Annotated in this window: 24 protein-coding genes; 12 read left to right on the top strand and 12 right to left on the bottom strand. The window is 72.3% G+C overall.

What is annotated here, in order from left to right:
• Positions 1 to 8: 8 nt before the first annotated feature.
• The 4 genes from AB6L24_RS29775 to AB6L24_RS29760 all read left to right on the top strand — a co-directional run bounded on the left by AB6L24_RS29775 (position 9) and on the right by AB6L24_RS29760 (position 3,818).
• Positions 9 to 503, top strand: coding sequence for a succinate dehydrogenase hydrophobic membrane anchor subunit (locus AB6L24_RS29775; RefSeq protein ID WP_087885611.1), 495 nt, complete (start codon positions 9 to 11; stop codon positions 501 to 503).
• Between the two features lie 23 nt (positions 504 to 526).
• Positions 527 to 2,281: a succinate dehydrogenase flavoprotein subunit gene (gene sdhA / locus AB6L24_RS29770; protein WP_030363053.1), complete on the top strand. Its 1,755-nt coding sequence runs from the start codon at positions 527 to 529 to the stop codon at positions 2,279 to 2,281.
• On the top strand, positions 2,281 to 3,042 hold the full coding sequence (locus AB6L24_RS29765) for a succinate dehydrogenase iron-sulfur subunit (protein ID WP_030363054.1): 762 nt from the start codon (positions 2,281 to 2,283) through the stop codon (positions 3,040 to 3,042). Before sdhA ends, AB6L24_RS29765 begins: the two co-directional genes overlap by 1 nt.
• Positions 3,043 to 3,194: 152 nt before the next feature.
• On the top strand, positions 3,195 to 3,818 hold the full coding sequence (locus AB6L24_RS29760; RefSeq protein WP_405660328.1) for a Uma2 family endonuclease: 624 nt from the start codon (positions 3,195 to 3,197) through the stop codon (positions 3,816 to 3,818).
• A gap of 3 nt (positions 3,819 to 3,821) precedes the next feature.
• Here the strand turns inward: AB6L24_RS29760 and narI are convergent, their stop codons facing one another.
• Genes narI through AB6L24_RS29740 form a run of 4 tightly spaced genes read right to left on the bottom strand, consistent with a single transcriptional unit; the run spans position 3,822 to position 10,373 of the window.
• Positions 3,822 to 4,547 carry a respiratory nitrate reductase subunit gamma gene (gene narI / locus AB6L24_RS29755; protein ID WP_405660325.1) on the bottom strand — a complete coding sequence of 242 codons (726 nt, stop codon included), beginning with the start codon at positions 4,545 to 4,547 and terminating at the stop codon, positions 3,822 to 3,824.
• Positions 4,547 to 5,095 carry a nitrate reductase molybdenum cofactor assembly chaperone gene (gene narJ, locus AB6L24_RS29750; RefSeq protein WP_405660323.1) on the bottom strand — a complete coding sequence of 183 codons (549 nt, stop codon included), beginning with the start codon at positions 5,093 to 5,095 and terminating at the stop codon, positions 4,547 to 4,549. The genes narI and narJ overlap by 1 nt, the downstream gene beginning before the upstream one ends.
• Complete coding sequence (gene narH, locus AB6L24_RS29745) at positions 5,092 to 6,723, bottom strand: nitrate reductase subunit beta (RefSeq protein ID WP_405660321.1); 1,632 nt, start codon at positions 6,721 to 6,723, stop codon at positions 5,092 to 5,094. The genes narJ and narH overlap by 4 nt, the downstream gene beginning before the upstream one ends.
• Before the next feature lie 2 nt (positions 6,724 to 6,725).
• A complete protein-coding gene (locus AB6L24_RS29740; RefSeq protein WP_405663416.1) occupies positions 6,726 to 10,373 on the bottom strand; it encodes a nitrate reductase subunit alpha in 3,648 nt (1,215 codons plus the stop codon).
• Positions 10,374 to 10,561: 188 nt separating this feature from the next.
• Between AB6L24_RS29740 and AB6L24_RS29735 the strand changes: the two genes are divergently transcribed.
• On the top strand, positions 10,562 to 11,560 hold the full coding sequence (locus AB6L24_RS29735) for a tellurite resistance/C4-dicarboxylate transporter family protein (protein WP_405660319.1): 999 nt from the start codon (positions 10,562 to 10,564) through the stop codon (positions 11,558 to 11,560).
• 93 nt (positions 11,561 to 11,653) lie between these two features.
• On the opposite strand, the gene AB6L24_RS29730 is transcribed toward AB6L24_RS29735, so the two are convergent.
• Positions 11,654 to 11,992: a cupin gene (locus tag AB6L24_RS29730; protein WP_405660317.1), complete on the bottom strand. Its 339-nt coding sequence runs from the start codon at positions 11,990 to 11,992 to the stop codon at positions 11,654 to 11,656.
• 119 nt (positions 11,993 to 12,111) lie between these two features.
• Here AB6L24_RS29730 and AB6L24_RS29725 point away from each other — a divergent pair, with 119 nt between their 5' ends.
• Positions 12,112 to 12,537 (top strand): VOC family protein, encoded by a 426-nt coding sequence (locus tag AB6L24_RS29725; RefSeq protein ID WP_030363062.1) that lies wholly within the window; start codon positions 12,112 to 12,114, stop codon positions 12,535 to 12,537.
• Here AB6L24_RS29725 and AB6L24_RS29720 read toward each other — a convergent pair.
• The gene (locus AB6L24_RS29720) at positions 12,534 to 13,124 is read right to left on the bottom strand and encodes a MarR family winged helix-turn-helix transcriptional regulator (RefSeq protein WP_405660315.1); all 591 of its coding nucleotides are present in this window, start codon (positions 13,122 to 13,124) and stop codon (positions 12,534 to 12,536) included. The genes AB6L24_RS29725 and AB6L24_RS29720 overlap by 4 nt on opposite strands.
• Positions 13,125 to 13,194: 70 nt before the next feature.
• Between AB6L24_RS29720 and AB6L24_RS29715 the strand changes: the two genes are divergently transcribed.
• Positions 13,195 to 14,553: an MFS transporter gene (locus tag AB6L24_RS29715; RefSeq protein WP_405660313.1), complete on the top strand. Its 1,359-nt coding sequence runs from the start codon at positions 13,195 to 13,197 to the stop codon at positions 14,551 to 14,553.
• Between the two features lie 82 nt (positions 14,554 to 14,635).
• On the opposite strand, the gene AB6L24_RS29710 is transcribed toward AB6L24_RS29715, so the two are convergent.
• On the bottom strand, positions 14,636 to 15,172 hold the full coding sequence (locus AB6L24_RS29710; protein WP_405660311.1) for a hypothetical protein: 537 nt from the start codon (positions 15,170 to 15,172) through the stop codon (positions 14,636 to 14,638).
• A 355-nt stretch (positions 15,173 to 15,527) separates the two neighbouring features.
• On the opposite strand from AB6L24_RS29710, the gene AB6L24_RS29705 reads away from it, so the two are divergent.
• The gene (locus AB6L24_RS29705; RefSeq protein ID WP_405660309.1) at positions 15,528 to 15,944 is read left to right on the top strand and encodes a hypothetical protein; all 417 of its coding nucleotides are present in this window, start codon (positions 15,528 to 15,530) and stop codon (positions 15,942 to 15,944) included.
• A 79-nt stretch (positions 15,945 to 16,023) separates the two neighbouring features.
• Positions 16,024 to 16,875 carry an RNA polymerase sigma factor gene (locus tag AB6L24_RS29700; protein WP_405660307.1) on the top strand — a complete coding sequence of 284 codons (852 nt, stop codon included), beginning with the start codon at positions 16,024 to 16,026 and terminating at the stop codon, positions 16,873 to 16,875.
• Between the two features lie 69 nt (positions 16,876 to 16,944).
• Here AB6L24_RS29700 and AB6L24_RS29695 read toward each other — a convergent pair whose 3' ends face one another.
• A complete protein-coding gene (locus tag AB6L24_RS29695; RefSeq protein WP_405660304.1) occupies positions 16,945 to 19,806 on the bottom strand; it encodes an MMPL family transporter in 2,862 nt (953 codons plus the stop codon).
• A 163-nt stretch (positions 19,807 to 19,969) separates the two neighbouring features.
• Between AB6L24_RS29695 and AB6L24_RS29690 the strand changes: the two genes are divergently transcribed.
• Positions 19,970 to 20,719, top strand: a complete 750-nt coding sequence (locus tag AB6L24_RS29690) for a response regulator transcription factor (RefSeq protein ID WP_405660302.1) — start codon at positions 19,970 to 19,972, stop codon at positions 20,717 to 20,719.
• Positions 20,716 to 22,341, top strand: coding sequence for a sensor histidine kinase (locus AB6L24_RS29685; RefSeq protein WP_405660300.1), 1,626 nt, complete (start codon positions 20,716 to 20,718; stop codon positions 22,339 to 22,341). Before AB6L24_RS29690 ends, AB6L24_RS29685 begins: the two co-directional genes overlap by 4 nt.
• Here the strand turns inward: AB6L24_RS29685 and AB6L24_RS29680 are convergent.
• Together AB6L24_RS29680 and AB6L24_RS29675 are read right to left on the bottom strand one after the other, a co-directional pair.
• Positions 22,307 to 23,632, bottom strand: a complete 1,326-nt coding sequence (locus AB6L24_RS29680; protein ID WP_405660298.1) for a metallophosphoesterase — start codon at positions 23,630 to 23,632, stop codon at positions 22,307 to 22,309. The genes AB6L24_RS29685 and AB6L24_RS29680 overlap by 35 nt on opposite strands.
• Before the next feature lie 2 nt (positions 23,633 to 23,634).
• Complete coding sequence (locus tag AB6L24_RS29675) at positions 23,635 to 23,877, bottom strand: SCO4848 family membrane protein (RefSeq protein WP_380844518.1); 243 nt, start codon at positions 23,875 to 23,877, stop codon at positions 23,635 to 23,637.
• 130 nt (positions 23,878 to 24,007) lie between these two features.
• Between AB6L24_RS29675 and AB6L24_RS29670 the strand changes: the two genes are divergently transcribed.
• A complete protein-coding gene (locus AB6L24_RS29670) occupies positions 24,008 to 25,273 on the top strand; it encodes a D-alanyl-D-alanine carboxypeptidase family protein (protein WP_405660296.1) in 1,266 nt (421 codons plus the stop codon).
• On the opposite strand, the gene AB6L24_RS29665 is transcribed toward AB6L24_RS29670, so the two are convergent.
• Both AB6L24_RS29665 and AB6L24_RS29660 read right to left on the bottom strand, forming a co-directional pair.
• Positions 25,224 to 26,162, bottom strand: coding sequence for a YihY/virulence factor BrkB family protein (locus AB6L24_RS29665; protein WP_405660294.1), 939 nt, complete (start codon positions 26,160 to 26,162; stop codon positions 25,224 to 25,226). The genes AB6L24_RS29670 and AB6L24_RS29665 overlap by 50 nt on opposite strands.
• A complete protein-coding gene (locus AB6L24_RS29660) occupies positions 26,150 to 26,635 on the bottom strand; it encodes a GtrA family protein (RefSeq protein WP_405660292.1) in 486 nt (161 codons plus the stop codon). The genes AB6L24_RS29665 and AB6L24_RS29660 overlap by 13 nt, the downstream gene beginning before the upstream one ends.
• Between the last annotated feature and the right edge of the window lie 14 nt (positions 26,636 to 26,649).

Raw genomic sequence — 26,649 nt, 5'->3', positions numbered from 1 at the left:
GGCCAGACATGTCCACTGACACGACCGTAGAGAAGTCCGGCGGCTCCGGAGTCGGCCCCGTCGAGGACGTCTCGCTGTACGACGTCGACCACCCGGCCCCCCTCATCGAGGCCCCCCGCAAGCGCACCTCGAAGACCCCGCGCGCCACGCGCGGCAACTTCGAGATGGCCGCGTGGCTGTTCATGCGCCTGTCCGGCGTCGTCCTCGTCGTCCTCGTCATCACGCACCTGCTGATCCAGCTGGTCCTCGACGGCGGCGTGAGCAAGATCGGCTTCGCGTTCGTCGCCGGCCGCTGGGCCTCGCCGTTCTGGCAGGTCTGGGACCTGCTGATGCTGTGGCTCGCGATGCTGCACGGCGCGAACGGTCTGCGCACGGTCATCAACGACTACGCGGAGCGCCCGAACACGCGCCTGTGGCTGAAGGGCCTGCTGTACACCGCCACGGTGTTCACCATCCTGCTGGGCACGCTGGTGATCTTCACCTTCGACCCGAACATCCGCTAGGCACGGGGCTGAGGTAACCACCCATGAAGATCCACAAGTACGACACCGTCATCGTCGGCGCGGGCGGCGCCGGCATGCGCGCCGCCATCGAGGCGACGAAGCGCAGCCGCACCGCCGTGCTCACCAAGCTCTACCCCACGCGTTCCCACACGGGCGCGGCGCAGGGCGGCATGGCCGCCGCGCTCGCCAACGTGGAGGAGGACAACTGGGAGTGGCACACCTTCGACACGATCAAGGGCGGCGACTACCTGGTCGACCAGGACGCCGCCGAGATCCTGGCGAAGGAGGCCATCGACGCGGTCCTCGACCTCGAGAAGATGGGCCTGCCGTTCGGCCGGACGCCCGAGGGCCAGATCGACCAGCGCCGGTTCGGCGGTCACTCCCGTAACCACGGCGAGGCCCCGGTCCGCCGGTCCTGCTACTCGGGCGACCGCACCGGCCACATGATCCTCCAGACCCTCTACCAGAACTGCATCAAGGAGGGTGTGGAGTTCTTCAACGAGTTCTACGTCCTCGATCAGCTCATCGTGGAGGAGGACGGCGTCAGGAAGTCGGCGGGCGTCGTCGCGTACGAGCTGGCCACCGGCGAGATCCACGTCTTCCAGGCGAAGGCCGTCATCTACGCCTCGGGCGGCACCGGCAAGTTCTTCAAGGTGACCTCCAACGCGCACACCCTGACCGGTGACGGCCAGGCGGCCTGCTACCGGCGCGGGCTTCCGCTGGAGGACATGGAGTTCTTCCAGTTCCACCCGACCGGCATCTGGCGCATGGGCATCCTGCTCACGGAGGGCGCCCGCGGTGAGGGCGGCATCCTGCGCAACAAGGACGGCGAGCGCTTCATGGAGAAGTACGCGCCGGTCATGAAGGACCTCGCGTCCCGTGACGTCGTGTCCCGCTCCATCTACACGGAGATCCGTGAGGGCCGCGGCTGCGGTCCCGAGGGCGACCACGTCTACCTCGACCTCACGCACCTCCCGCCGGAGCAGCTCGACGCCAAGCTCCCGGACATCACGGAGTTCGCGCGTACGTACCTCGGCATCGAGCCCTACACGGACCCGATCCCGATCCAGCCGACCGCGCACTACGCCATGGGCGGCATCCCGACGAACGTCGAGGGTGAGGTCCTGAGCGACAACACCACCGTCGTCCCGGGCCTGTACGCGGCCGGCGAGGTCGCCTGCGTGTCGGTGCACGGCGCCAACCGCCTGGGCACCAACTCGCTCCTGGACATCAACGTCTTCGGGCGCCGCGCGGGCATCGCCGCCGCGGAGTACTCCGAGAAGGCCGACTTCGTCGAGCTTCCCGAGAACCCGGCGGAGCTCGTGGTCAGCCTGGTGGAGCAGCTGCGCGACTCCACGGGCACGGAGCGCGTCGCGGACATCCGCAAGGAGCTCCAGGAGACGATGGACGCCAACGTGATGGTGTTCCGTACGGAGCAGACCATCAAGACGGCCGTCGAGAAGATCGCCGAGCTGCGCGAGCGCTACAAGAACGTCTCGGTCCAGGACAAGGGCAAGCGCTTCAACACCGACCTCCTGGAGGCCATCGAGCTGGGCAACCTGCTCGACCTCGCCGAGGTCATGGCGGTCTCGGCCCTCGCCCGCAAGGAGTCCCGCGGCGGCCACTACCGCGAGGACTACCCCAACCGCGACGACGTCAACTTCATGCGCCACACCATGGCGTACCGCGAGGTCGCCGACGACGGCAAGGACTCGATCCGCCTCGACTACAAGCCGGTCGTCCAGACCCGCTACCAGCCGATGGAGCGTAAGTACTGATGGCAACTCCGACGATGGACAAGGTCGAGGCGGAAGCCGCGGCCTCGTCCCACCTCATCACCGTCACCTTCCGGATCCGCCGCTTCAACCCGGAGATCTCGGCGGACGCGGTCTGGGAAGACTTCCAGCTGGAGATCGACCCCAAGGAGCGGGTCCTCGACGGTCTGCACAAGATCAAGTGGGACCTGGACGGCACCCTGACGTTCCGCCGCTCCTGCGCGCACGGCATCTGCGGCTCGGACGCCATGCGCATCAACGGCAAGAACCGCCTTGCCTGCAAGACCCTGATCAAGGACATCAACCCGGCCAAGCCGATCACGGTCGAGCCCATCAAGGGCCTGACGGTCCTGAAGGACCTCGTCGTGGACATGGAGCCGTTCTTCCAGGCCTACCGCGACGTGATGCCCTTCCTGGTCACCACGGGCAACGAGCCGACGCGCGAGCGCCTCCAGTCCCCCGAGGACCGCGAGCGCTTCGACGACACCACGAAGTGCATCCTGTGCGCCGCGTGCACGTCGTCCTGCCCGGTCTTCTGGAACGACGGCCAGTACTTCGGCCCGGCCGCGATCGTCAACGCGCACCGCTTCATCTTCGACTCGCGTGACGAGGCGGGCGAGCAGCGCCTGGAGATCCTGAACGACAAGGACGGCGTGTGGCGCTGCCGCACGACGTTCAACTGCACCGACGCCTGCCCGCGTGGCATCGAGGTCACCAAGGCGATCCAGGAAGTGAAGCGGGCGCTGATCACGCGTCGCTTCTGAGTCTCCGGCTCGGCTTGCAGTGAGGGCCCCGCCCCCGGTTTCGCACCGGGAGCGGGGCCCTCACTCGTTCTGGTGAACGATTCGGTTCGGGACGCCCGAGCCTGGTTCGTCTTACGATGATGGTCTCGACACCAGCCCTTAGGAGGCACGCGATGTCCGCCGCCAGCGTCGAGCAGCCCTACGAGGACGAAGAGCCGTTCTCCCTCACGGCGATCGCCGACGAAATCATGGAGCGTCATCCGGGCTACCGCGTCGAGATCATCGGAGGACATCTCCTCGTGACCCCCTCACCGGACGCCCCGCACGCCCGTGCCCTGACAGACCTCATGATTCCCTTCATCTCCGCAGGGCTGCATGGCGAGGAGACCCAGGTCCTCCAGAGCGTCGGTCTCTGGCTCCCCACCGCCATCGAGGACTACGCGATCCCCGACCTGGCGGTCGTGGACGCCGACATCGACGACCACCTCGTCGAGAACAACGCCTACGACCCGGTGTGCTTCCGACTCGTCCTGGAGGTCACCTCCAGCAACTGGAGGGACGACCTGAAGACCAAGGTCACCGCCTACGCCGAGGCCAAGGTTCCCGTCTATGTCGTCGTCGACCGCAAGCACCAGCGCCTGCACGTCCTCACCGACCCCAAGGGCGGCGAGTACGGGAACCATCAAGTGCACGCCTCCGGCCAGGTGGTCGCCCTCCCCGACTCGATCGGTACCAAGGTGTCGCTGGACGTGACGGCGATCCTCGAGGCGGCCCAGCCCAAGCGGCAGACCGACTGAACCCTACGAGTCCACCTTCTCCCACCCCCGCCGCTCCCTCCGCCGCCCCGGCTCCCCCGCCCCCCGGCTCCGGTACACCACATACGGCCGGAACAGGTACTGCACCGGCGCGCTGAACATGTGGACGAGGCGGGTGAAAGGGACCAGGGCGATCAGGGTCATGCCGATGACCGCGTGGAGCTGGAAAGTGAGGGGGACGCCCACCATGGCGTCGACGTCCGGCTGGAACGTGAAGATGCTGCGGGCCCAAGGGGCGATCGTCTCGCGGTAGTTGTAGCCGGAGCTGACCGACGAGTTCGTCAGCTTGGCCCACATGCCCATGATGATCGCGGCCAGGAGCACCGCGTACATGAGCTTGTCGTTGCGGGTCGTCGCGCGGAAGACCGGGGTGTTGGTGCGGCGGCGGTAGAGGAGCAGGGCGATGCCCGCCACCGCGAGGAGCCCGGCCGCCGTCCCGCCGAACAGGGACAGCAGGTGGTACCCGTGCTCCTTCAGGCCGACCGCGTCCGTCCAGGACTCCGGGACGAACAGGCCCATGAGGTGGCCGACGAGGACGAAGAGGATGCCGTAGTGGAAGGCGGGGGACGCGATGTTCAGGAGCTTCGACTCGTACACCTGTGAGGAACGCGTCGTCCAGCCGAACTTGTCGTAGCGGTAGCGCCAGACGGTGCCCGCGATCAGCAGGGTCAGGGCGACGTAGGGCAGGACCGCCCAGATGAGGGTGTGCATCAGTCGACTCCGACCGTCTCGGTGGGCGGGCCCGAGCGGGCCAGGGCGCGGGCCTCGGCACGGTCCTTGGGCGAGGGTCCGGGGAGGGTGCGGCAGACGGCTTCGAGGACCGAGGCGTAGGGGGTGCCGTTCTCGGTGAGGGCGATGCGGAGGAGTTCGAGGCCCGCGCGGTGGGCGAGGAGCAGGTCCGGGGAGCCGGTCGCCGCCGTGAACTCCAGGACCGTGGGGAGGTGGTCGGGGAGTTCCTCGCCGGTCGGCTCCAAGGCGTGGGCCCGGTAGGACTCCTTGAAGGCGACGAGGGACGCGCCCCTGCGCCGGGTGTCGCCGTCCAGCCACCAGCTCAGGTAGAGGCTGTGGCGGTTCTTGAAGTCGAAGGTGCGGACGTAGTGCTCGGCGAGTGCGGTCGGGGCCGTGGCCTCGGCGTGGTCCAGGAACGGGGCCAGCTGTGGGACCGCCTCGCGGATCAGGGGCAGGTGGGAGCGGGTCCGGGCGTCGGGGTAGCACAGGCAGTGCGCGGCGCCCTGGTAGAGGGCGGCGTGCGGGGTCATCGGTCCTCCTCCCCCGGCGTCGGGGTGTCGGCGGTCTGGCGGCCGCGCGCGGCGTGGAAGTTCTCGATGGTGACCAGGGGCAGGCCGTTGTGCGTGCCCGAGTCGTCGCCGAAGGGCCCGGGCCCGCCCATCCCCGGCCCGCCCGCCGCGTCCAACGAGCACCCGTCCGGCACCGCCGACTCCTCCAGGCGCCGCGCGTCCGCCATGGCCGCCGTCGGGATGACGTACCGCTCGTCGTACTTGGCGATGGCCAGGAGCCGGTACATGTCCTCGACGCCGGGGCCCGTCATGCCGACCGCCTCGACGGCCGCGCTGTCCGGCGGGTCGCCCAGGTTGACGCTCCGCATGTACGACCGCATCGCCGCGAGCCGTTCGAGCGCGGCCCGCACCGGTCCGACGTCCCCGGCGGTGAAGAGTTCCGCGAGGTATTCGAGGGGGATCCGCAGGGTGTCGATGGCGCCGAAGAGGTTGTCCGCGTCCTCGCCGTCGTGCCCGGTCCCGGCGAGGGCCTCCACGACCGGGGAGAGCGGCGGGACGTACCAGACCATGGGCAGGGTGCGGTACTCCGGGTGCAGCGGGAGCGCGACCCGGTAGGTGCTGATCAGGGCGTGCACGGGTGAGCGCCGGGCCGCCTCGATCCAGTCGTGCGGGACGCCGTCGCGCTCGGCGGCACGTCGCACCTCCGGGTCCTCGGGATCGAGGAAGACGCCCAACTGGGCCTCGTACAGATCCTGTTCGGAAGGCGTGGAGGCGGCGGCGGTGACCTTGTCGGCGTCGTAGAGGACCACGCCGAGATAGCGCAGGCGGCCCACGCACGTCTCGGAGCAGACCGTCGGCAGGCCCACTTCGAGGCGCGGGTAGCAGAGCGTGCACTTCTCGGCCTTGCCGGTGCGGTGGTTGAAGTAGACCTTCTTGTACGGGCAGCCCGTCACGCACTTGCGCCAGCCCCGGCAGCCGTCCTGGTCGACGAGGACGATGCCGTCCTCCGCCCGCTTGTACATCGCGCCGGACGGGCAGGACGCCACGCACGCCGGGTTCAGGCAGTGCTCGCAGATGCGCGGCAGATAGAACATGAAGGTCTCTTCGAAGGTGGCGCGGATCTGCCGGGAGATCCGCTCGGCGGTGCCACGGGCCTGGTCGCGGGCCCGCTCGACCATGGGGTCCGCGTCGAGGCCGGGCGCGCCGCCGCCCAGGTTGTCGTCCCAGTTCGAGCTCCACTCGATCTTCATGGGCTTGCCGGTGAGCAGGGAGCGGGGCTCCGCGACCGGGTAGTCCTCGCCGAGGGGCGCGTCAGTGAGGTTCTTGTACTCGTAGGTCCAGGGCTCGTAGTAGTCCTTGATCTCGGGCAGGACCGGGTTGGAGAAGATCGTGGCGAGGGCGTGGAAGCGGCCGCCGGACTTGAGCTTCAGGGCGCCGCGCCGGTTCAGCTCCCAGCCGCCGCGCCACTTCTCCTGGTCCTCGTAGCGGCGCGGATAGCCCTGGCCCGGGCGGGTCTCGACGTTGTTGAACCAGACGTACTCCATGCCGGAGCGGTTGGTCCACGTCTGTTTGCAGGTGACGGAGCAGGTGTGGCAGCCGATGCACTTGTCGAGGTTCATGACCATCGCGATCTGTGCGAGTACCCGCATGGCTAGTACGTCACCTCCTGCTCGGTCCTGCGGCGGATCACGGTGACCTCGTCGCGCTGGTTGCCCGTCGGGCCCAGGTAGTTGAAGGCCCAGGAGAGCTGGGCGTAGCCGCCGATGAGGTGGGTGGGCTTGAGGAGGAGGCGGGTCAGGGAGTTGTGGATGCCGCCGCGCCTGCCGGTCGTCTCCGCCTTGGGGACGTTCACGGTGCGCTCCTGCGCGTGGTGCATGTAGACGGTGCCGGTCGGCATGCGATGGGAGACCACGGCCCTCGCGGCGACCACGCCGTTCCTGTTGACCGCCTCGATCCAGTCGTTGTCCTTCACGCCGATCGCCGCCGCGTCGGCCGGGGACATCCAGATGACCTGGCCGCCCCGGGACAGGGACAGCATGAACAGGTTGTCCTGGTACTCGGAGTGGATGGACCACTTGTTGTGCGGGGTGAGGTAGCGGACCGTCACCTCCCGTTCCCCGTCGGGCCCGAGGCGCGGTTCGCCGAAGAGGCGGTGCAGGTCGAGCGGCGGCCGGTACACGGGCAGGGCCTCGCCCAGCTCGTGGATCCAGTCGTGGTCGAGGAAGAAGTGCTGGCGGCCGGTGAGGGTGTGCCAGGGCTTGAGGTGCTCGGTGTTGAGGGTGAAGGCGGTGTAGCGGCGCCCGCCGGACTCGCTGCCGGACCACTCCGGCGAGGTGATCACGGGGACGGGCGCGGCCTGCGTGTCGGCGTAGCTGATGCGCTTGCCCTCGTGCTCGGCGGCGAGGTGCGCCATCTCCTGGCCGGTGCGCGCCTCCAGGGTGCGGAAGCCCTGAGTGGCGAGGCGGCCGTTGGTGGTGCCGGACAGGGCGAGGATGGTGTTGGCGGCCTTCACGGCGGTGTCCAGGCGGGGGCGGCCTGCGGCGGGTCCGCCCCGGACCGTGCCGTTGAGCGCTTTCAGCGACTCCACCTCCTCGTCGGGGTGCAGGGCGATGCCCTTCGCGGGCAGGCCGAGCTTCTCCACGAGCGGGCCGAGGGCGGCGAACTTGGCGCCGATCGCGGTGTAGTCGCGCTCGACGACGGTCAGTGCGGGCATGGTCTTGCCCGGCACGGGCTCGCACTCGCCGCGCCGCCAGTCCAGGGCGACGCCGCCGGGCTGTGCGGTCTCGCCGGGCGTGTCGTGCTGGAGGGCGGTGGCGACCAGGTCGCGGCGGGTGCCGAGGTGGCCGGCGGCCAGTTCGCTGAGCCGGTCGGCGATGGCGCGGAACGCGTCGAAGTCGGTGCGGGCCTGCCAGGGCGGGTCGACGGCGGGGGTGAAGGCGTGCACGAAGGGGTGCATGTCGGTGGTGGAGAGGTCGTGCTTCTCGTACCAGGTGGCGGCCGGGAGCGTGATGTCGGACAGGAGGGTGGAGGACGTCATGCGGAAGTCGAGGGAGAGGAGCAGGTCCAACTTCCCCTCGGGGGCGTGCTCGTGCCAGGTCACGTCGCGGGGGCGCGCCCCGGCCGGGGCCTCTTCCGCCCGCAGGGACGAGTGGGTGCCCAGCAGATGCTTGGTGAAGTACTCGGCGCCCTTCGCGGAGGAGCCGAGGAGGTTGGCCCGCCACAGGGTGAGGACGCGCGGCCAGTTCCCCGGCGCGTCGGGGTCCTCGCAGGCGAACTTCAGCTCCCCGGAGCGCAGTCGCTCGACGGCCGCCGTCACCGGGTCGTCGCCCTCGCCCAGGTCCAGGGGGTTCCGGTCGAACGTCGGGTACGACGGCATCCAGCCCGACCGGGTCGCCTGCGCCAGGCAGTCCGCCGCCGTCATCCCCTCGAACCGGCCCTCACCGAGCGGTGAGGCGAGCACGTCGGCGCCGAAGGTGTCGTAGCGCCACTGGTCGGTGTTGAGGAACCAGTACGCGGAGCCGATCATCTGGCGCGGCGGGCGCGACCAGTCGCCGGCGCCCGCGAGGGTGGCCCAGCCGGTGGCCGGGCGGCACTTCTCCTGGCCGACGTAGTGCGCCCAGCCGCCGCCGTTGCGGCCCTGGCAGCCGGTGAGCTGGAGCAGGGCGAGGAAGGACCGGTAGATGGTCTCGGAGTGGAACCAGTGGTTGGTGCCCGCGCCCATGAGGATCATGCAGCGGCCCTTGGACTTCTCGGCGGTCCGCGCGAACTCCCGGGCGATCCGCACGCACTTGGCGGCCGGGACGGAGGTGTGCGCCTCCTGCCAGCCGGGGGTGCCGGGCGCCGACACGTCGTCGTACCCGGAAGGCCACTGCCCCGCCAGGCCCTCGCGCCCCACGCCGTACTGCGCGAGCAGCAGGTCGAAGACGGTGGTGACCAGCGGACTCCCCGGCCCCGCGAGCCGGATCGCGGGCACCCCGCGCCGCACCACGTCGCCCCGCCCCTGCCCGTGCGTGCCGCCCTCGGTGTCGAAGCGCGGAAGGAGCACCTCGACGCCGCGCGCGTCCTCCTCGTACAGCGAAAGGCGCGGCCGTACGTCCCCGAGGTCCAGGTTCCACCTGCCCTTGCCTGACTCCGTCCAGCGGAAGCCCAGCGAGCCGCCGGGGACGACCGGGCGCCCGGTGACCTCGTCGTACACGACCGTCTTCCACTCGGCGCCCTCGCCGCCGTCGCCGAGGTCGGCGGCGCGCACGAACTTCCCCGGCACGTACGCCCCGTCGCGCTCGGTCAGGGTGACCAGGAAGGGCAGGTCGGTGAAGCGGCGTACGTAGTCGTCGAAGAACGGCACGCTCCGTTCGACGAAGCACTCGCGCAGGATCACATGCCCCATCGCCAGGGCGAGGGCGCCGTCCGTGCCCGGGTGGGGGTGCAGCCACTCGTCCGCGAACTTGGCGTTGTCGGCGTAGTCCGGGGCGACGACCACGACCTTCTGGCCCCGGTAGCGCGCCTCCGCCATCCAGTGCGCGTCGGGCGTGCGCGTCACCGGGACGTTCGAACCCCACATGATCAGGTAGGCCGCGTCCCACCAGTCGCCGGACTCCGGCACGTCCGTCTGGTCGCCGAAGACCTGCGGGGAAGCGACCGGCAGGTCCGCGTACCAGTCGTAGAACGACAGCATGGGCGCGCCGATCAGCGACATGAAACGGGCCCCGGCCGCGTGCGACACCATCGACATGGCGGGGATGGGCGAGAAGCCCGCGACGCGGTCGGGGCCGTACGTCTTGATGGTGTGGACGTGGGCGGCCGCGATGATCTCGACGGCCTCGTCCCAACCGGCCCGCACAAGCCCGCCCTTGCCGCGGGCCTGCTGGTAGGTCCGCCGCCGCTCGGGGTCCGCCTGGATGTCGGCCCAGGCGAGCACGGGGTCGCCGAGGCGCTGCTTGGCCTCCCGGTACAGGTCGAGCAGCACGCCCCTGACATACGGATAGCGCACCCGGGTCGGGGAGTACGTGTACCAGGAGAAGGCGGCGCCGCGCGGGCAGCCGCGGGGCTCGTACTCGGGGCGGTCGGGGCCCGCCGTCGGGTAGTCCGTGGCCTGCGTCTCCCAGGTGATGATGCCGTCCTTGACGTACACCTTCCAGCGGCAGGAGCCGGTGCAGTTCACGCCGTGCGTGGAGTGGACGACCTTGTCGTGGCTCCATCGGTCCCGGTAGAAGACGTCGCCCTGCCGGCCGCCCTCGATCCGGACGCTGTGCAGGTCGGGCGCGGCCTCGCCCCGGCGCAGGAAGCGGCCGGTCTTCAGGAGGAGGGCGGCGGGCTCGGCGGCGGTGCCGGGCCCGGCGGCGTCGGGGCCGTCCGGGGCGTCGGGGCCGCTCGGGGCGTCCGGTTCGGTGGAGGCAGTCACACCGCCATCCCAAGCCGTGCCGTGCGGGTCCGCAGCTCGGCCTAGGCTAAGTGGTGGCGGGCCCGGGGCCGGGTTGTCATGGCGGGGTGAGACACCAGTGGTGGGACGAGGTCACCCCGGCGGCCGGGGCCTGTGTGATGGCGACCGGCATCATCTCCGTCGGCCTGCATCTGACCGGCCACGAGATCCTGTCCAAGATCCTGCTGGCCGTCGCGGCCCTCGTGTGGCTGCTGCTCGCGGCGGACTTCGTGACGCTGCTCGCGCGCGACCGGGCGCGCTGGACGGCGGCGGCGGTGACTCCGCCCGCGCTCACCGCGGTCGCGGCGACGGCCGTGCTCGGCACCCGCTTCTCGCTCCTGGACCGGCAGGGCCTCGCGGTCGCGCTGCTCGTGCTCGCCGCTGTGGTGTGGCCGGGGCTGCTCGTCGCCGTCGTGCGGCACTGGGGGCGGGACGTGCCCCGGCCGCACTGGGGGCAGGGGCTGCCCGGCGGCGTGTTCCTGGTGTGCGTGGCGACGCAGGGCCTCGCCGTGCTCGCCGCCACGCTGTGCCTCGCGGGCGAGGGCGACTGGCTGGGCGACGCGGCGCTCGCCTGCTTCGCCCTGGGGCTGCTCCTGTACGCCTACGCGCTGCTGCGCTTCGACTTCCGGCAGACCCTGACGGGGGCCGGGGACCACTGGGTGGCGGGCGGCGCGCTCGCCATCTCGGCGCTCGCCGCCTCCAAGCTGACCCCCCTGCCCCTCTGGCCGGGCACGGGCCACGACGTGCTGCGCACCCTCACCTTCGTCCTCCTCGGCCTCGCGCTCGCCTGGTACGCGGCACTGCTCGCCGCGGAGGTGGCCCGGCCTCGCTTCCACTACGACGTGCGGCGGTGGGCCACCGTGTTCCCGCTCGGCATGACGGCGGTGGCCGCGCTGTCCACCGGCGTGGTGGCGGATGTGCCGTGGCTGCGGACCCTTGGGCGGGTGCTGTTGTGGGTGGCTGTGGCGGGGTGGGGGCTGGTGTGGGTGGGGTTCGCCTGGGCGCGGGCCGGGGGGCCTCGCGGGGGCGCCCCACACCGGCGGAGTTCCAGCCCGTCCGGCGATTGAGGACGAGGCGCGAAGCGCCGATTCGGCGGAGGACTGTCCCACCCGCCACGGGGCGCCCGCCCCCGGGGTCCAGAGGCGCCCCCGCGCGGCCCCTCAGCCCGTCGCCGTCACCGCCGTCAGCAGGACCACCGAGTCCTCCAGGCCCAGCAACCCATGCCGCTCCCGCGGCACCGCGCACAGCTGCCCGGCGGCGAGGACGATGTCGGTGCCGCCGGACGCGGTGGTGAGCCGCACCTTCCCCCGCAGGGCCTGGAGGCTCGCCGCAGGCGGGGTGTTGTGCTCGTCGAGCGCGGAGCCCGCCGCCAGCGCGATCACGCTCTGACGCAGCGCGCCGTCGTGCACGATCACGCGCGCGCTGCGCCCGTGCGCGGCGGTGCGGGCCTCGTTCAGGTGCTCCTCGGCCAGGGCGGTGAGGTCCTGAGGGTCGGACATCGCGGGGTCCTCCGTACGTGGGCGGGACGGTCGGGTCGCGTACCAGGGTTCCCGGCGGGAAACGCGCCGTACGGCATCGACACGGCGGCAACGCCCGACCCGACCCGTATTCTGACGTTATGTCAGACAATCAGCCGTCTCCCGGCGCCCCCGGCACCGACCTGCTCGGCATCGACAACGCGCTGTTCCCGGTCGGCGACCTGGACGAGGCCGTCGGCTTCTACGAGCGCGCCGGGTTCCCGGTCGCGCACCGCCTCGACGAGGCCGGGCTCGCCATCCTGAAGGCGGGCGCCGAGACCCCCGGCGTGCTGCTGCGCGTGGAGGACGGCATCGGGCGCCGGCCGCCCTCGTGGCCCGCCTCGCGCCTCTGGCTGGAGGTGGGGGACGCCCGCGCCAAGGCCCGCGCCCTCGGCGAGGCCGGCGTCCCGGCCCTCACCGAGCCGTTCTCCACGGCGACCGGCTGGACGGTGGAGATCGCCGACCCGTGGGGGAACGTCGTCGGCTTCACGGACTACTCCAAGAGGCCCGAGCTGGCCCGGAGTTAGCTCCGGCCGCCCGCGTCCCCGCGCTCCGCCACCACCATGATCCGGCGCAGCATGTCGGACAGCTGCGCCCGCTCCTCGGCCGACAGCACCCCGAGCAGCCGGTACTCCTCGTGGCCCAGTACGTCCATCGCGCCCAGCCACACCGCCCTGCCGGACTCGGTCAGCTCCACGTCCACGCGGCGGCGGTCCTTCTTGGACGGCGTGCGGCGCAGCAGGCCGCGCCGCTCCAGGCCGTCGAGCCTGCCGGTGACCGAGGCCGGGGCGAGGTCGAGGTCGGCGGCCAGCTCGGAGGGGGTGGCCCGGCCGCCACGACCCGACAGCTTGTGCAGGGTGTCGAACTCGTGGCGCTCCAGGTCGAAGTCCACCAGGGACTGTTCGCGCACCCGGCGCAGATGGACGGTGAGCCGCTTGATCCGCGTGACGGCGCCCTCGATGTCGGGGTTCAGGTCGGGCAGCACGGGCAGCCACTGGGCCACATGCCCGTCGGTCCAGTCCTGGGGCGCGTCCGGAGCCCCGTCCTGGGCCCCGCCCTTGACCCCGTCCTGGGCGCGGGCCCCGTCGGGCGACTTCGTCTCGTCGAGCGTCATGCCCACAGATTACTTCGGCTTCAGATAATTCGTTGACGAATAGTTCGGTGCCGAAATAAAGTCCGGCAGCATGTCATCCGGGACCGACTCCGCCACGGACGCTTCGCCGCGCCCACCCCGCGCCTCCCAACTGCTCCGCCACAACCGCCCCTTCCGCCTCTTCTTCACCGGCCGCTCCCTCTCCCTCATCGGCGACGCCGTCATCCCCGCGGCCCTCGCCCTGGCCGTCCTGCGGGTCACCGGCTCCGCGTCCGCGCTGGCCCTCGTGCTCGGCTGCGCGATGGGCACGCGCCTGTTGCTGCTTCCGCTCGGCGGCGTCCTCGGCGACCGCTTCGACGCGCGGAGGATCGCCCTCACCACGGACCTCGTACGCTGCGCCACCCAGCTCTTCGTGGGCGTCCAACTCCTCTCCGGAAGCCCCGAGTTGTGGCACATGGCCGCCGCCGAGGCGGTGAGCGGCGCCGCCACCGCCTTCGCCCTGCCCACGCTGCCGACGCTGGTCACCGCCATGGTCGACGGCGAGGACCGGCACGCGGCCAACACCGCGCTCGGCGTGGTCAGGAGCGGCACCCGGGTCGGCGGGCCCGCGCTGGCCGGGGCGCTGGTCCTGATGGCGGGGCCGGGCCTGGCGTTCCTGCTGCAAGGGCTGTGCTTCGCGGCGAGCGCCTGCCTCCTTTCGGCGGTGCGGGTGCCGACGCGGCGGGCGGAACCCGGCCGGGGCGAGGACCGGCGCTCCCTGCGCAAGGACCTCGTGGAGGGCTGGCACGAGGTGCGTTCCCGCGACTGGTACTGGACGAGCCTGGTCGCGCACGCCGCCTGGAACGGCGCGGCCGCCGTCCTGATGACGCTCGGACCGGCCCTGGCGGTCGAGGAGTTGGGCGGCGAGGGCGTGTGGGTGGCGATGCTGCAGACGGGCGCGGTCGGCCTGCTGCTCGGCTCCCTGCTCGCGGGCCGCGCCCGCCCGCGCCGCCCGATCCTCACGGCCAACCTGGGCCTCGCGACGTACGCGCTCCCCCTGGTCCTGCTGGCCGCCGCGGCCCCCGCCCCCGCCGTCATCGCCGCGTACGGCGTCGCACAGGCCGGGCTCGGCTTCCTCTCCCCCGTGTGGGAGACGTCCGTGCAGTCGGCGATACCGTCCGGCGTGCTCGCCCGCGTCACCTCGTACGACTGGCTGCTCTCGATGGCGGCGATGCCGCTCGGCTACGTCCTCGGCCCGCTGGCGGCCGACGCGTGGGGCCCGGCCGTCCCGCTGTACGCGGCGGCCCTGACGGTGGGCGTGGTGTGCGCGGGCACGGCGGCGGTACCGGGCGTACGCGACTTCCGGCAGCCGTCCGTCACGTCACCGCTCGCTCCCGCGCCCGACAGCCCGCCCGAAGCGGAAGCCGACCGGCCGACCGGAGCCAAAGCCGAAGCCGGACCGAGCACCTGACCGGAGCCGGAACCCCGCACCAGCGCAGCCGCCGCCATCTCGGACGTGACGCACCCCGGACGCAGGCCCCCGGCCAGAACCCTCACCCCACCCGCACACTGCAGGTCGCCCGCCCGAACGCCCCCGCCGTCACGTCCCGGTGCCGGTGCTTCCCGCCCACCGCGAGGGCGCAGCGCGCCTCCCCACCGCCCTCGTCCAGGCGGACGCTCACCACCGGACGCTCCCCCGCCGGTACGAACACCGTCTTGCGCCACGGCAGTCGGACGTTCGCCTCGACGGCGGGCCGTCCGCCGCGACCGCCCTCGTTCCGCGCGAGGTAGGAGATGTCGGCGCTGCCCCTCCCGGTGATCTCGTAGGTGACGGCGGCGACCGGCGGCCGGTCCCGCGCGATGTCCTCCGGGCGGGGCCCGTCGCCGGTGCTCGCACCGCTTCCGTCCCCGACCATTCCCCGTACGACGAAGGCCGCGCAGATCAGGAGCAGCACGGCGCCGATGGTCACGACGCGGCGGTCGGGGACCTCTCCCACAAGACCCGCCTTCTCCTCCTCGGTCAGTTCGACGACGGGCTCCGACAACTCGCGCTCCGGCAGCGCGTACTCCGACAGCTCGTGATTCCCCACCCGCGAGCCCCTCCCCTGTCCACCACATGTCCACGACCGGCACGAAGTCCGGCGAGCGCGGCGGTTATACAGCAGGCCGGAGGGCCGTCACCACGCCCGGCGGAAACCGGGCATATCGGGGGCGGACACGGCCGCGAACGGACGGTTCGCGGACGGACGATCAGGATGAAAGGTTGTACTGGCAGGGCCTGTTGAGCGTGTGAGAAGGGACACCGGCGGCACCCGTGACGCCTGGGATCCTGGTTGCGCTTGTTAAGCGGAGAGTGCGTTCGGTGCTCTCGCACACACGGGGGCGGAGCCAAAGGGGTGGGGAAGAGTGGCCGGTGAGGGGAAGAGACAGCCGCGAGCGGACGAGATGCGCGGTTACACGCGCAGATTCGTCGCGCATGTGACGGAGCGCAATCGATTGCCCTTGGACTTCTCCGTGCGGAGCCTGCGCGTCGTGGACTTCGTCCTGGACGGACTGCGCAAGGACGGGCGCGAGCGCGCGGAGGTCGCGGGGACGCTGTTCGGCTTCGGGGCGTACGTCGGTGAGGTCCTCGTACGCCGGGCGGGGGCCGTCTGGATCGACTTCGACGCCAGCCAGCGGGAGTTCTTCGCGCAGACCGTCGGCGTACGGATGCCGGACGGGCGGGTGTGGAGCCCGCTGGGGAAGGTCGTCAACCGCTACGAGGCGGGGGCCGCGGAGTCCCTCCAGACCTTCTATCTGACGCTGCCGGGCCGGCGCACCGCCCCGGCGCCCGATGCGGAGCCGGAACCCGCGCGACGGTAGCGGACCGAGGACGCGAGGGCCGCAGGGCCATGGGGGCACGGGCACGGTGCGCAGTGTCAGCGGGGGTTAAGAGGAACGCGTGGCCGCGGGTGGGGACCAACAGCGTGAGGACCGACAGCCTGAGGACAGGGGGGCCGAGGGCGAGGGCCACAAGGACCGTACGTCGGCGGATTCCGACGGGCGTACGAGGATCGGTGACGCGGCGCTGACGCGCGCCCTCGCCGCCGCCAAGGAGGGGGACGAGGCCGCGTTCGCGACGGTGTACCAGTGGGTGCACCCGGGCCTGCTCGGGTATGTGCGCGGGATCGTCGGGGACGAGTCGGAGGACGTGGCGTCCGAGGCATGGCTGCAGATCGCCCGTGACCTCGGCCGGTTCACCGGCGACGGCGGCGACTTCCGGCGCTGGGCGGCCGTCATCGCCCGCAACCGCGCCCGCGACCACGTCCGCCGCCGCCTCAGCCGCCCCCGCCTCAGCCTCACCGACGGCGACGCGCTCGACGTGCCCGCCGCCCGCGACACCGCGGACGAGGTCCTGGAGGCACTGTCGACCGACGACGCCCTCGATCTGGTCGCCGGGCTGCCACCGGACCAGGGCCGGGCCGTCTACCTCGGCGTGGTGATCGGCATGGACGGCCCGAGCGCGGCCCAGGTACTCGGCAAGCGGCCCGGCGCCGTCCGGATGGCGCTGCACCGCGGACTGCGGCGGCTGCGGGCGCAGTTGACGGGTGAGGTGCGGCGGGGGCGGCGGGGTGGCTCCGGGCGGGGTACGTCGGGCGGCGGGCCGGATCCCGGAAGGGGGCACTGTCCTCGCGGGCCGCACGGAGTGAGCAGCGGTGGCCGCCCCCACGGGTGGGCGGCCACCGCTGTGCCGGTCCTCCCGCTCGCCGCCCCGTGGGCTCGGGTCGTCGGCGGGCGGGTGTCCCGGCGGTGAGGCCGGTGGGCGGGTGCAGCTCCGCCCACCGGCCGAGTCCAGGTCGGATCCGGTCCTGGTCGGCCCGGGTCAGGTCACGGCGTTCACGCCGCCGCCCACCGCCTCCACCAGCTCCAGGTCGTACGTCAACGGCCCGTCGCCGAGCATGATGTGGCGGGCCTTCGAGGCGTATCCGGGGGCCGTCGCCGCGAGCAGGTACACGCCCGGGGCGGGGGCCGCGAGGATGTAGGAGCCGTCGGCCAGGGACGAGACCCGGTCCAGTTGGCTGCCGCCCTTGGACAGCAGCGTGAGGGTCACGCTGTGGATGGGGTCGCCGTCCGGCGTGATGATGAACCCGTGCACGACGGGGCCGTACGGGCCGGGTGCGGCACCTTCCATGGGCGTGTCGCCTGCCATGGGTGCGTCGTCCTCCCTGGGTGCGCCTGGTCCTCGGGCCGCGCGGCGGGCCCCGGGGTTTCCGGGTGTGCGCGGGCCGGGGACGCCGGGTGTCCGGGCGCCGGGGGCAGTCCGGCGCCCGGGGCGGTAGGGGCCGTACGGGGTCGCGGACCCCTGGCCGTCGTACGGGGGCAGCGACTTGGCCGCCTCCCCGGAGTGGTCGCGGGTGGCGTCCTTCGCCTCGTAGGCGTGCGCCGCCCCGTACGGGTTCACGCCGTGTGATCCACCCGCGCCCGCCGGGCCCCGCGGGCCGGGGGTGGCCGGGGAGACCGGCGGGCGCGGGGTGCCGAGGGCCGCCGCCACCAGGACCTCCAGGTCCTCCGGGGCGGGCGGCTCCGCCTCCTTCGGCTCGACGGCCAGGTGCGGCAGGCGGCGGTCGAGGCGGGCCGGGAGCCACCAGTTGGCGCGGCCGATGAGGTGCATCGCGGCGGGCACGAGGGCCGTCCGCAGGATGAAGGCGTCGAGGGCGACGGCCGCGGCCAGACCGATGCCGGCCATCGCGCCCTCCGTGTCGCCGCTGAGCACGAACACCGGGAACACAGTGAACACGCAGATCACAATGAGCGCCGCGCAGTTGATGACACGGCCGGTCTCGGCGAGGCCGACGCGGACCGCGCGGGCGTTGTCGTGGGTGTGCGCCCACTCCTCGTGCATGCGGCTCACCAGGAACACCTGGTAGTCCATCGACAGGCCGAAGAGCAGCGCCAGCATGATGACGGGCAGGAAGGCCGTGATGGGCCCCTCCGCGCCGAGGCCGAGCAGCTCGCCGCCCCAGCCCCACTGGAACACCGCGACGAGCACCCCGAACGAGGCGGCCGCCGCGATCAGGTTCATCAGGGCCGCCGTCAGGGGCACCGCGAGGGAGCGGAAGGCGAGCAGGAGCAGCAGGAAGCCGAGGGCGACGACGGCCCCCACGAAGTACGGGAGCCGGTCGGCCGTCACCGCCGCGAAGTCCTTGAACACGGCGGTCACCCCGCCCACATGGGCGTCCGCCCCGGCCTCGGGCAGGACGTCGCCGCGCAGCCGGTCGATGAGCCTGCCGGTCTCCTCGGACTGGGGCGAGCCGGTCGGCACGACCTCGATGACGGTGGTGTCGGCCGCCGTAGAGAGGGGGGAGAGGGGGGACGGCGGGTCCTGCTGCACCCGGGCGACGCCCTCGGTGGCGCGGATGCGCTCGACGAGCCCGGCGGTGGCGCCGGGGTCCCGCTGGTCCACGACGACCTGGAGGGGCCCGTTGAAGCCGGGGCCGAAGCCCTCCGCGAGCAGGTCGTACGCCTGCCGGGTCGTCGTCGACTCCTGGTGGTTGCCCTGGTCGGTGGCGCCGAGGCGCAGCGAGAGGAGCGGGACGGCGAGCGCGGCCATGACGGCGAGGGCGAGGACGCCGACGGTGCGCGGGCGGCGCTGCACGAAGGCGGACCAGCGCGCGGTGAGGCCGCCGGGCTCCTCGGGCTCGGGCCCGGACGCGGCGAGGGCGCGGCGCCGGCGGCGGCTGAGCACGCGGGCGCCGAGGACGCCGAGCAGCGCGGGGAGCAGCGTGATCGCGGCGAGGACGCCGAGCAGCACCGTCAGGGACGCGGCGATGACCACGCCGTCCAGGAAGCGCAGGTTCATCACGAGCATCCCGGCGAGCGCGACGCACACCGTTCCGCCCGCGAAGAGCACCGCGCGGCCGGAGGTGTTGACGGCCTGCACCGCCGACTCCTGCGGCTCCAGGCCGCGCAGGATGCCCCTGCGGTGCCGGGTGACGATGAACAGGGCGTAGTCGATGCCGACGCCGAGGCCGATCAGCGAGCCGAGCAGCGGCGCCACTTCGGGTACGTCGGTGACGTGGCTGAGCAGCATCGTGGCGAGCACGCCGGTGCCGACGGCGAACACGGCGGTGACGATCGGCAGGAGCATCGCGAAGAGCGAGCCGAAGGCGAGGAAGAGCACGACGGCGGCGGCCGCGACGCCGACGGCCTCGGAGGTGCCCGCGGGCGGCTCCAGGGTGCGGGCGACGGCCTGGCCGCCCGCCTCGACCCGGAGGCCGTCGCGGGCCGCGGCGCGGGCGGTGTCGACGACCCGCTCGATCTGTTCCTTGGGGATCTCGTTGGCCTGGCGGACGAACGTGACCTGCGCGTAGGCGATCCGCCCGTCCGCGCTGACCTGGGCCGCGGCGCGCGGCCCGGTGGCGTAGGGGCTGGCGACCCCGCCCACGCCGTCGAGGGCGGCGATGCGCCGGAGCGCGGGCTCGATCCGGTCGCGGACGGCGGCGTCGCGGACCGAGGAGCCCGCGTCGGTCTTCCACACCACCGTGTCGGTGTCGCCGCTGCGCTCCGGGAACGCCTTCGTCATCAGGTCGTGGGCGCGCTTGGAGTCCGTGTCGGGCAGCGAGAAGACGTTGGTGTAGGAGGTGCCCGCGACGGCGCCCGCGACGCCGAGCCCGAGCAGCGCGCCGAGCCACAGCACGACGACCACAAGGCGGTGCCGGTAGCACCACCGCGCCCATGCCGCCACGACCCGCCCTCCTTCGCTCCGTCCGGCTCTCCGCCGCTGTCCCGGCCCTGGCGCCCAGCATCAGGGGTCCGGTCGGCCAACGGCGCGTCACGGCCGTGATTCTCAAGGAACTCCAAAGGGCGGACCTCGCCCTTCGCGCAACGACCGTGCGGATACTGGGGACATGAGCCACGCCGAAGGTCACCGGGGAACAGATGTCCCAGCCGTGTCGGCCGCCGGGCCCGCCGACGCGCGGGGCCGCGCCACGGTCCTCGTCGTCGAGGACGAGCCGTCCATCGCCGACGTCCTCGCCATCGCCCTGCGCTACCACCACTTCGACGTGATGACCGCGGGCACGGTCCGCGAGGCCCTGGCCGCCGCCGACCGCACGCGCCCCGACTGCGCGCTGCTCGACGTGATGCTGCCGGACGGCGACGGGCGGGCGCTCGGCCGGGAACTGCGGGCGCGGAGGCCCGAGTTGGCGCTGGTGTTCCTCACCGCGCGGGACGCGCCCGCGGAGGTCGTGGGCGCGCTCGGCTTCGGCGACGACTACATCACCAAGCCGTTCAACATCGACGAGGTCGTGGCCCGCATCGGCGCGGTGCTTCGCCGGGTGCGCCCGCACGACGTGCTGCCGCAGCGGCCGCCGCTGCGCTACGGCGACCTGGAGCTGGACGAGACGACGTACGTGGTGCGGCGCGAGGGCGGCTCGGTGCAGCTGACCCCGACGGAGTACGCGCTCCTTCGCTTCCTGGTCCGCAACGGCGGCCGGGTGGTGCCCAAGGAACAGCTGCTGCGCCATGTGTGGAACATCGAGCACGCGGCGGAGTCGACCGTCGTCGAGACCTACATCAGCTATCTGCGGCGCAAGCTCGACCAGGTGGGTCCGCCCCTCATCACGACGCGGCGCGGCGTCGGGTACGGACTGGCATGAGGCCCCGCGCCCCGCGCTCCGGCCGGGTCCCGAGCCGGAGGTTCGGCATGGGCTCGCTGCGCGCCAAGCTCACGCTCGTGAACGTGGCGCTGCTCGCCCTCGGCATCGTGGCGGCGACCGCCGTGAGCCTGATGGGCATGCGGCACTACCTGCTCGACAACATCGACACCGAACTGACCGCGTCCCGCTCGGCGTTGCGTCACAGCAACCTCACCCTCGCGCAGATCCAGGAAGCCACCGCGTTCAGCGCCCTTGAGCATCTGTCGAGGGGTTCCAGCAAGTCCAACGGCCTGCCGCTCGCGGAGTCGGCGTTCCTGGCGGTGGACGCCTCGGGCAAGCCGGTCGACGTCGGCCCGCTGCCGCCGACCGCCCGCCAGTACGAGCTGGCGCGGGCCGTCGACGACCCGCACGTGTTCGCGCGGCACGCCTCGCCGCAGAACGTGACGCTCGGCGGCGACTCCTACCGCGCGATCGGCGTGCGCCTGAAGGACAACTCGGTCCTGCTCATGGCGTCGTCGACGGAGAACGTGCAGTCGGGCGTCGGCAAGGCGCTCAAGCTCGACCTCGCCTTCGGCGCCGTGCTTCTCGGGCTGCTCGCGGTCCTCACGATGGTCTCCGCGCACCAACGGCTGCGCCCTCTTGAGGACATGGTGGAGACGGCGTCCGCGATCGCCGACGGCGACCTGAAGCGGCGGGTGCCCTCAAGCCGCGCCGCCGTGATGGAGACCGAACAGCTGCGGCTCGCGCTGAACTCCATGCTGCAGCAGGTCGAGTCGGCGTTCGCGACCCGCGAGCGCAGCGAGGCCCAGCTGCGCCAGTTCGTCGCGGACGCCTCGCACGAGCTGCGCACCCCGCTGTCCGCGATCCGCGGCTACCTCCAGCTGTACGACAAGGGGATGCTGAGCACCCCCGAGGACCGCGCCCGCGCCTGGGACCGCGTCAACGCCGAGACCGACCGCATGAACCACCTCGTGGAGGAGCTGCTCACCCTGGCCCGCCTGGACCAGCAGCCCGAACTGCGCTTCCGCTCGGTCGACCTGAGCCGCCTGGTCCGGGACGCGGCGGACGACCTGCGGGCCCAGGAGCCTGACCGGCCGCTCACGGTGTCCGCCGACGGCGCGATCCTCGTCCAGGCCGACGAGCAGGGCCTGCGCAAGGTCCTCGCGAACCTGCTGGCCAACGTCCGTACGCACACGCCCCCCGACGCGCCGGTGCGGCTCACCCTGGACCGGTGCGAGGGCGTGGTCCGGCTGACGGTGGCCGACGAGGGGCCGGGGCTCACGGCGGTGGACGCGGCCCGGGTCTTCGACCGCTTCTTCCGGGCGGGCCGGGGCGCGGGCAGCGGGCTCGGCATGGCCATCGTGCGGGGGGTGGTGGGCGCCCACGGCGGCGAGGTGTCGGTGCGCACGGCGCCCGGCGAAGGCCTGACCGTCCTGGTCACGCTCCCCCGCACGCCCGCACCGCCCCGTCCGGCGACGCCGCCCCGGCCGACCAGGCCCCCGCACCGGACACCGCCGCTGCCGGAGCTGCCACCGGCGGCGGCCACGGGCGCCTGGTCGCCCGCCGAGACCTTCGGGCCGGGACCGTTCACGCCCTCGGCGACGCCAGCTCCACGACCGTGATGTCGGACGGGGCGCCCACCCGCACGGGCGGGCCCCACGCTCCGGCGCCGCGCGTCACGTACAGCTGGGTGTCGCCGTAGCGCTCCAGGCCCGCGAGCGTCGGGTTGGCGAGGTCGGCGATGAAGTTGTTGGGCCACAGCTGGCCGCCGTGGGTGTGGCCGGACAGCTGGAGGTCCACGCCGTGCTCGACGGCGTCGTGGATGACGACGGGCTGGTGGGCCATGAGGACGGAGGTGCGGGTGCGGTCGCGGTCGCCGAGCGCCTTGCCGAAGTCGGGGCCTTCGCCCTCGCCCTCGCCCTGGACGTCGTTGACCCCGGCGAGGTCGAAGTACGGCAGCTCGGTGCGGGCGTTCTCCAGGGGGCGCAGGCCCAGCTCACGGACGTGGTCGACCCACTGCTCGGCGCCCGAGAAGTACTCGTGGTTGCCGGTGACGAAGAACGCGCCGTGGCGCGCCCGCAGGTCCGCGAGCGGGCGGGCCGCGCCTGCCAGGTCCGCCACGTCGCCGTCCACCAGGTCGCCGACCACGGCGATCAGGTCCGGCTGGGTGGAGTTGACCGTGTCGACGACCTTGCGTGCGAAGCCCTCGCCCAGGACGGGGCCCAGGTGGATGTCGCTCACCACCGCGATGCGGTAGCCGTGGGCGGCGCGGGGGAGTTTGGCCAGGGGGACCGTCACGCGCTTGATCCGCGGGCCTCTGAGTACGTTGTACGTGCCGTAGCCGACCGTTGCCGCCGCGATGGTCGCTGCGCCGGCTGCGAGTGTGCGGGACACGAAGAGGCGCCGGGTGAGGTCCCCGGGGGTGCCCTCTCGGGGAGTCTGCCGGGGCTTCTCGGTTGCCCCTTCCGGGGCGTTCTCGTCGGGCCCTTCGGGCTGATGGGGCTGCGCCCCTGTCCCCGCTTCATCGGCCCTTCGGGCCTCGTCCTCAAGCGCCGGACGGGCTGGATTCGCCTCCGGCACCGGACGGGCCCGGTGCTCCAGCCGGCGGTTCAGAAGCGGACGTACCGCCTCCGCCACCACCAGGGCCAGCAGCAGATACAGCGCCCACGCCATCCACAGGAAGCCCGGCCAGGCCAGGAGCTGCTGGAGGAGGAAGGGGGCGCCGCCTCGCTCGGCCGCCAGGGCCGTGAACATCAGGAGCGGGCCCGTGAAGAACAGGACCGTGCCCGCTCGGCGCCAGGCCGTGCCGGGGCGGGTCGTGTCGCGCACGACGCGGCGCCACACGTACCAGAGCAGACCGCCGAAAGCGGCGATCACGGCTGCCCCGATGAACACCCCCAGGAGGACACCCATGGCTATGACGTTCGGCGCAGTGCGCGCACGCCACGGAACCCGATGGTCCCTACCACCGTCCCCAAGGCAAAGGAGACAACGGCGAGCGTCAGGTGCACCCAGAAGTACCCCGTCGGCTTGTCCGCGTCGTCGAAGGCGAGCCCGCTGCCGTCCTTCCACAGGTTCTTGACGAAAGTGATCCAGATGAACCAGCTCCACACGCCGAAGGCGAGCAGGAACCAGGAGACGGGGCGGCTGAGCTTCATACGCTCAGTATCACGATCCGGCCTGACGCGTGGCCTTCGGGGTGGGGCGTCCGGAGCGGGCGGCGCGGCGGCGGAGGCCGAGCCGACCTCGGCGGCGAAGGCCCCGGAGCGGCCCCGTACGCTTCCGTCCGTGCCTGTCTCGAAAAAGACCGCCGTGCTGCTCGCCACGGCGACGCTGCTGTCCCTGTCGACCGCCACCACCGCGTTCGCCGACGACAAACCGGGCGGTGGGGCCGATGAGACGGGCAAGCCGAAGCCGCCCGCCTCGATGTCGACGGTCGGCGGCGCCCGCCTCGGCGAGCCGGGTACGCAGGTGGACCTGAAGGGCGGCGCCCCGGTGCTGCCGAAGAAGCTGTCGGCCCGGTCCTGGATGGTGTCGGACGCCGAGTCCGGCGAGGTCCTCGCCGCGCACAACGCGCACTGGCGGCTCGCCCCGGCCAGCACCCTGAAGATGCTGTTCGCGGACACGGTCCTTCCGAAGTTCCCGAAGAACCAGAAGCACAAGGTCGAGCTGACGGACCTCCAGGGCGTCGGCGCGGGCAGCAGCATGGTCGGCGTCAAGGAGAACGAGACGTACTCCGTCCACGACCTGTGGCTCGGCGTCTTCCTGCGCTCCGGCAACGACGCCGTGCACGTCCTCTCGGCGATGAACGGCGGCGTCCCGCAGACCGTCAAGGACATGCAGGCGCACGCCGAGGAGCTGCAGGCCCTGGACACGAACGTCGTCACGCCCGACGGCTACGACGAGAAGGGCCAGGTGTCGTCCGCGTACGACCTGACCCTGTTCGCCCGCTCCGGTCTGCAGAAGAAGGACTTCCGCGAGTACTGCTCGACGGCCACCGCGAAGTTCCCCGGCGCGACGGAGAAGATCAAGAAGGGCAAGAACAAGGGCAAGACGAAGCGTGAGCCCTTCGAGATCCAGAACACCAACCGGCTCCTGACCGGCGCCATGGGCCTCGACCCGTACAAGGGCATCGCGGGCGTCAAGAACGGCTCGACGACCAACGCGGGCAACACCTTCACGGGCGTCGCCGAGCGCGACGGCAAGGTGCTGCTCGTCACCGTCATGAACCCCGACTCGGGCGAGGAGCACGCCGTCTACAAGGAGACGGAGCGGCTCCTCGACTGGGGCTTCGCGGCCAGCGGCAAGGTCAAGCCGGTCGGCGAGCTGGTCGCCCCCAAGGGCGCGAGCACCGGCTCCGGCAAGGGCGCGCCGGGCGAGGCGGGCGGCGCCGACAGCGCCAAGAACGCCGCCGCGGAGTCCGAAGGGAAGTCCGGCGGCATGGGCGTGGCGCTCGGCGTCACCGCCGGTGTGCTCGTGCTGATCGCGGGCGGTCTGTTCCTGCTCAACCGCCGCTGGCCGCTGCCCGACCTGGTGCGTCGCCGCCGCTCGTGACGGGCTCTGTGGGCTCTGTGGGCTCCGCGGGCTCCGCCGTCTTGGCGGAGCTCGTCGCCGTCCACGCCGCGCAGAAGAGCAGCAGCTTCGCGGTGAAGTTGATCCACAGGAGCAGGGCGACGGGCACGCCGAACGCGCCGTACATGCTCTTGGCGGCGACGCCCTTCATATAGCTGCCGAGCAGCACCTTCAGGAGCTCGAACCCGGCCGCGCCGATCAGCGCGGCGACGATCAGCGCGCGCCGGGGCGGCTGCACGCCGGGCAGCAGCGTCAGGACGTACAGCAGGAGCAGGAAGTCCGCGAGGACGGCGATGGCGAACGCGAGGACCTGAAGCAGCACGCCACCGGCGCCGTCCCGGTCGACGCCGAGCTGGTCGGCCGTCCAGCCGACCGCCGTCGAGGCGATGGCGGAGGCGAGCAGCGAGGCGAGGCCCGCGCCGCCGAGCCCGGCGAGCACGCCGAGGTCCTTGAGCTTGCGCAGCACCGGGTTCTCGTCGGTGTCGTCGAGCAACCAGACCGCGCGCAGGCACTCCCTTATCGAGCCGACCCAGCCCACGCCGGTGAAGAGCAGCAGCGCGCCCGCGACGAGGCCGACGGTGCCCGCGTTGGCGATCAGGGCGTCCAGGTCGAGCTGGTCGGAGATCCCGGGGACCTGCTCGGAGATCTTGTCCTCGATGCGCTTCACCTGGCTCTCGCTGAGCGCGGCGGCGGAGATCGCGGCGACCACCGTGATCAGCGGGAAGAGCGCGATGAAGCTGATGAACGTCATCGCGGCCGCGAGCCTGCTCCAGTGGACGCGGTCGAGGCGTTCGTAGGAGTGCCACGCGTGCGTGCGCATGAGCCGCTCCACGAGCGGACCGATGCCGGGGAGCTTCTTCAGCCAGTCCATGTCGTCTGCGTCACCTGTCTCGCCTGCCTCAGCTGTGCGGTTGTTGCGCCCCGGGAACGGAACACCAGGGTCCGGGTACCCCAGAATCGCAGGACAGTGGCCAGTGCCATCCCGATTCCCGCCCCCGACACCGTGTCGGCGCGCCGCGAGGTGAGGCCGAGGCCGTAGTGGGAGACCGCGAGGCACAGCAGCTGGACGAGGGCGCCCGCGATGTTGACGGCGAAGAAGATCCCGTACTGGCGCAGCCGCGAGAGCCCGGCCTCGCCCGCCCGTCGGCGGTAGGTGCCGAGCGCGTTGCCGGTGTACGCCACCGTGCAACCCGCCACGAACGAGAGGGCCTTGGCGGTGAGCGGGTCGAGGCCGACGGGTCCGCGCAGCCAGAGGAAGAGCCCGAGGTCGGCGGCGTACGCGCACAGGCCGACGGCGGCGAAGGCGGCCAGCTCGGGCCCGGCGGCGCGCAGCCGGGCGGCCACGGAACGCGGCCGTC

This window comes from Streptomyces sp. RK9, assembly GCF_045070545.1.
Classification (GTDB): domain Bacteria; phylum Actinomycetota; class Actinomycetes; order Streptomycetales; family Streptomycetaceae; genus Streptomyces; species Streptomyces alboflavus.
Note: the sequence above shows the minus strand (reverse complement) of the source record. Positions and strands in the feature narration are given on the sequence as shown.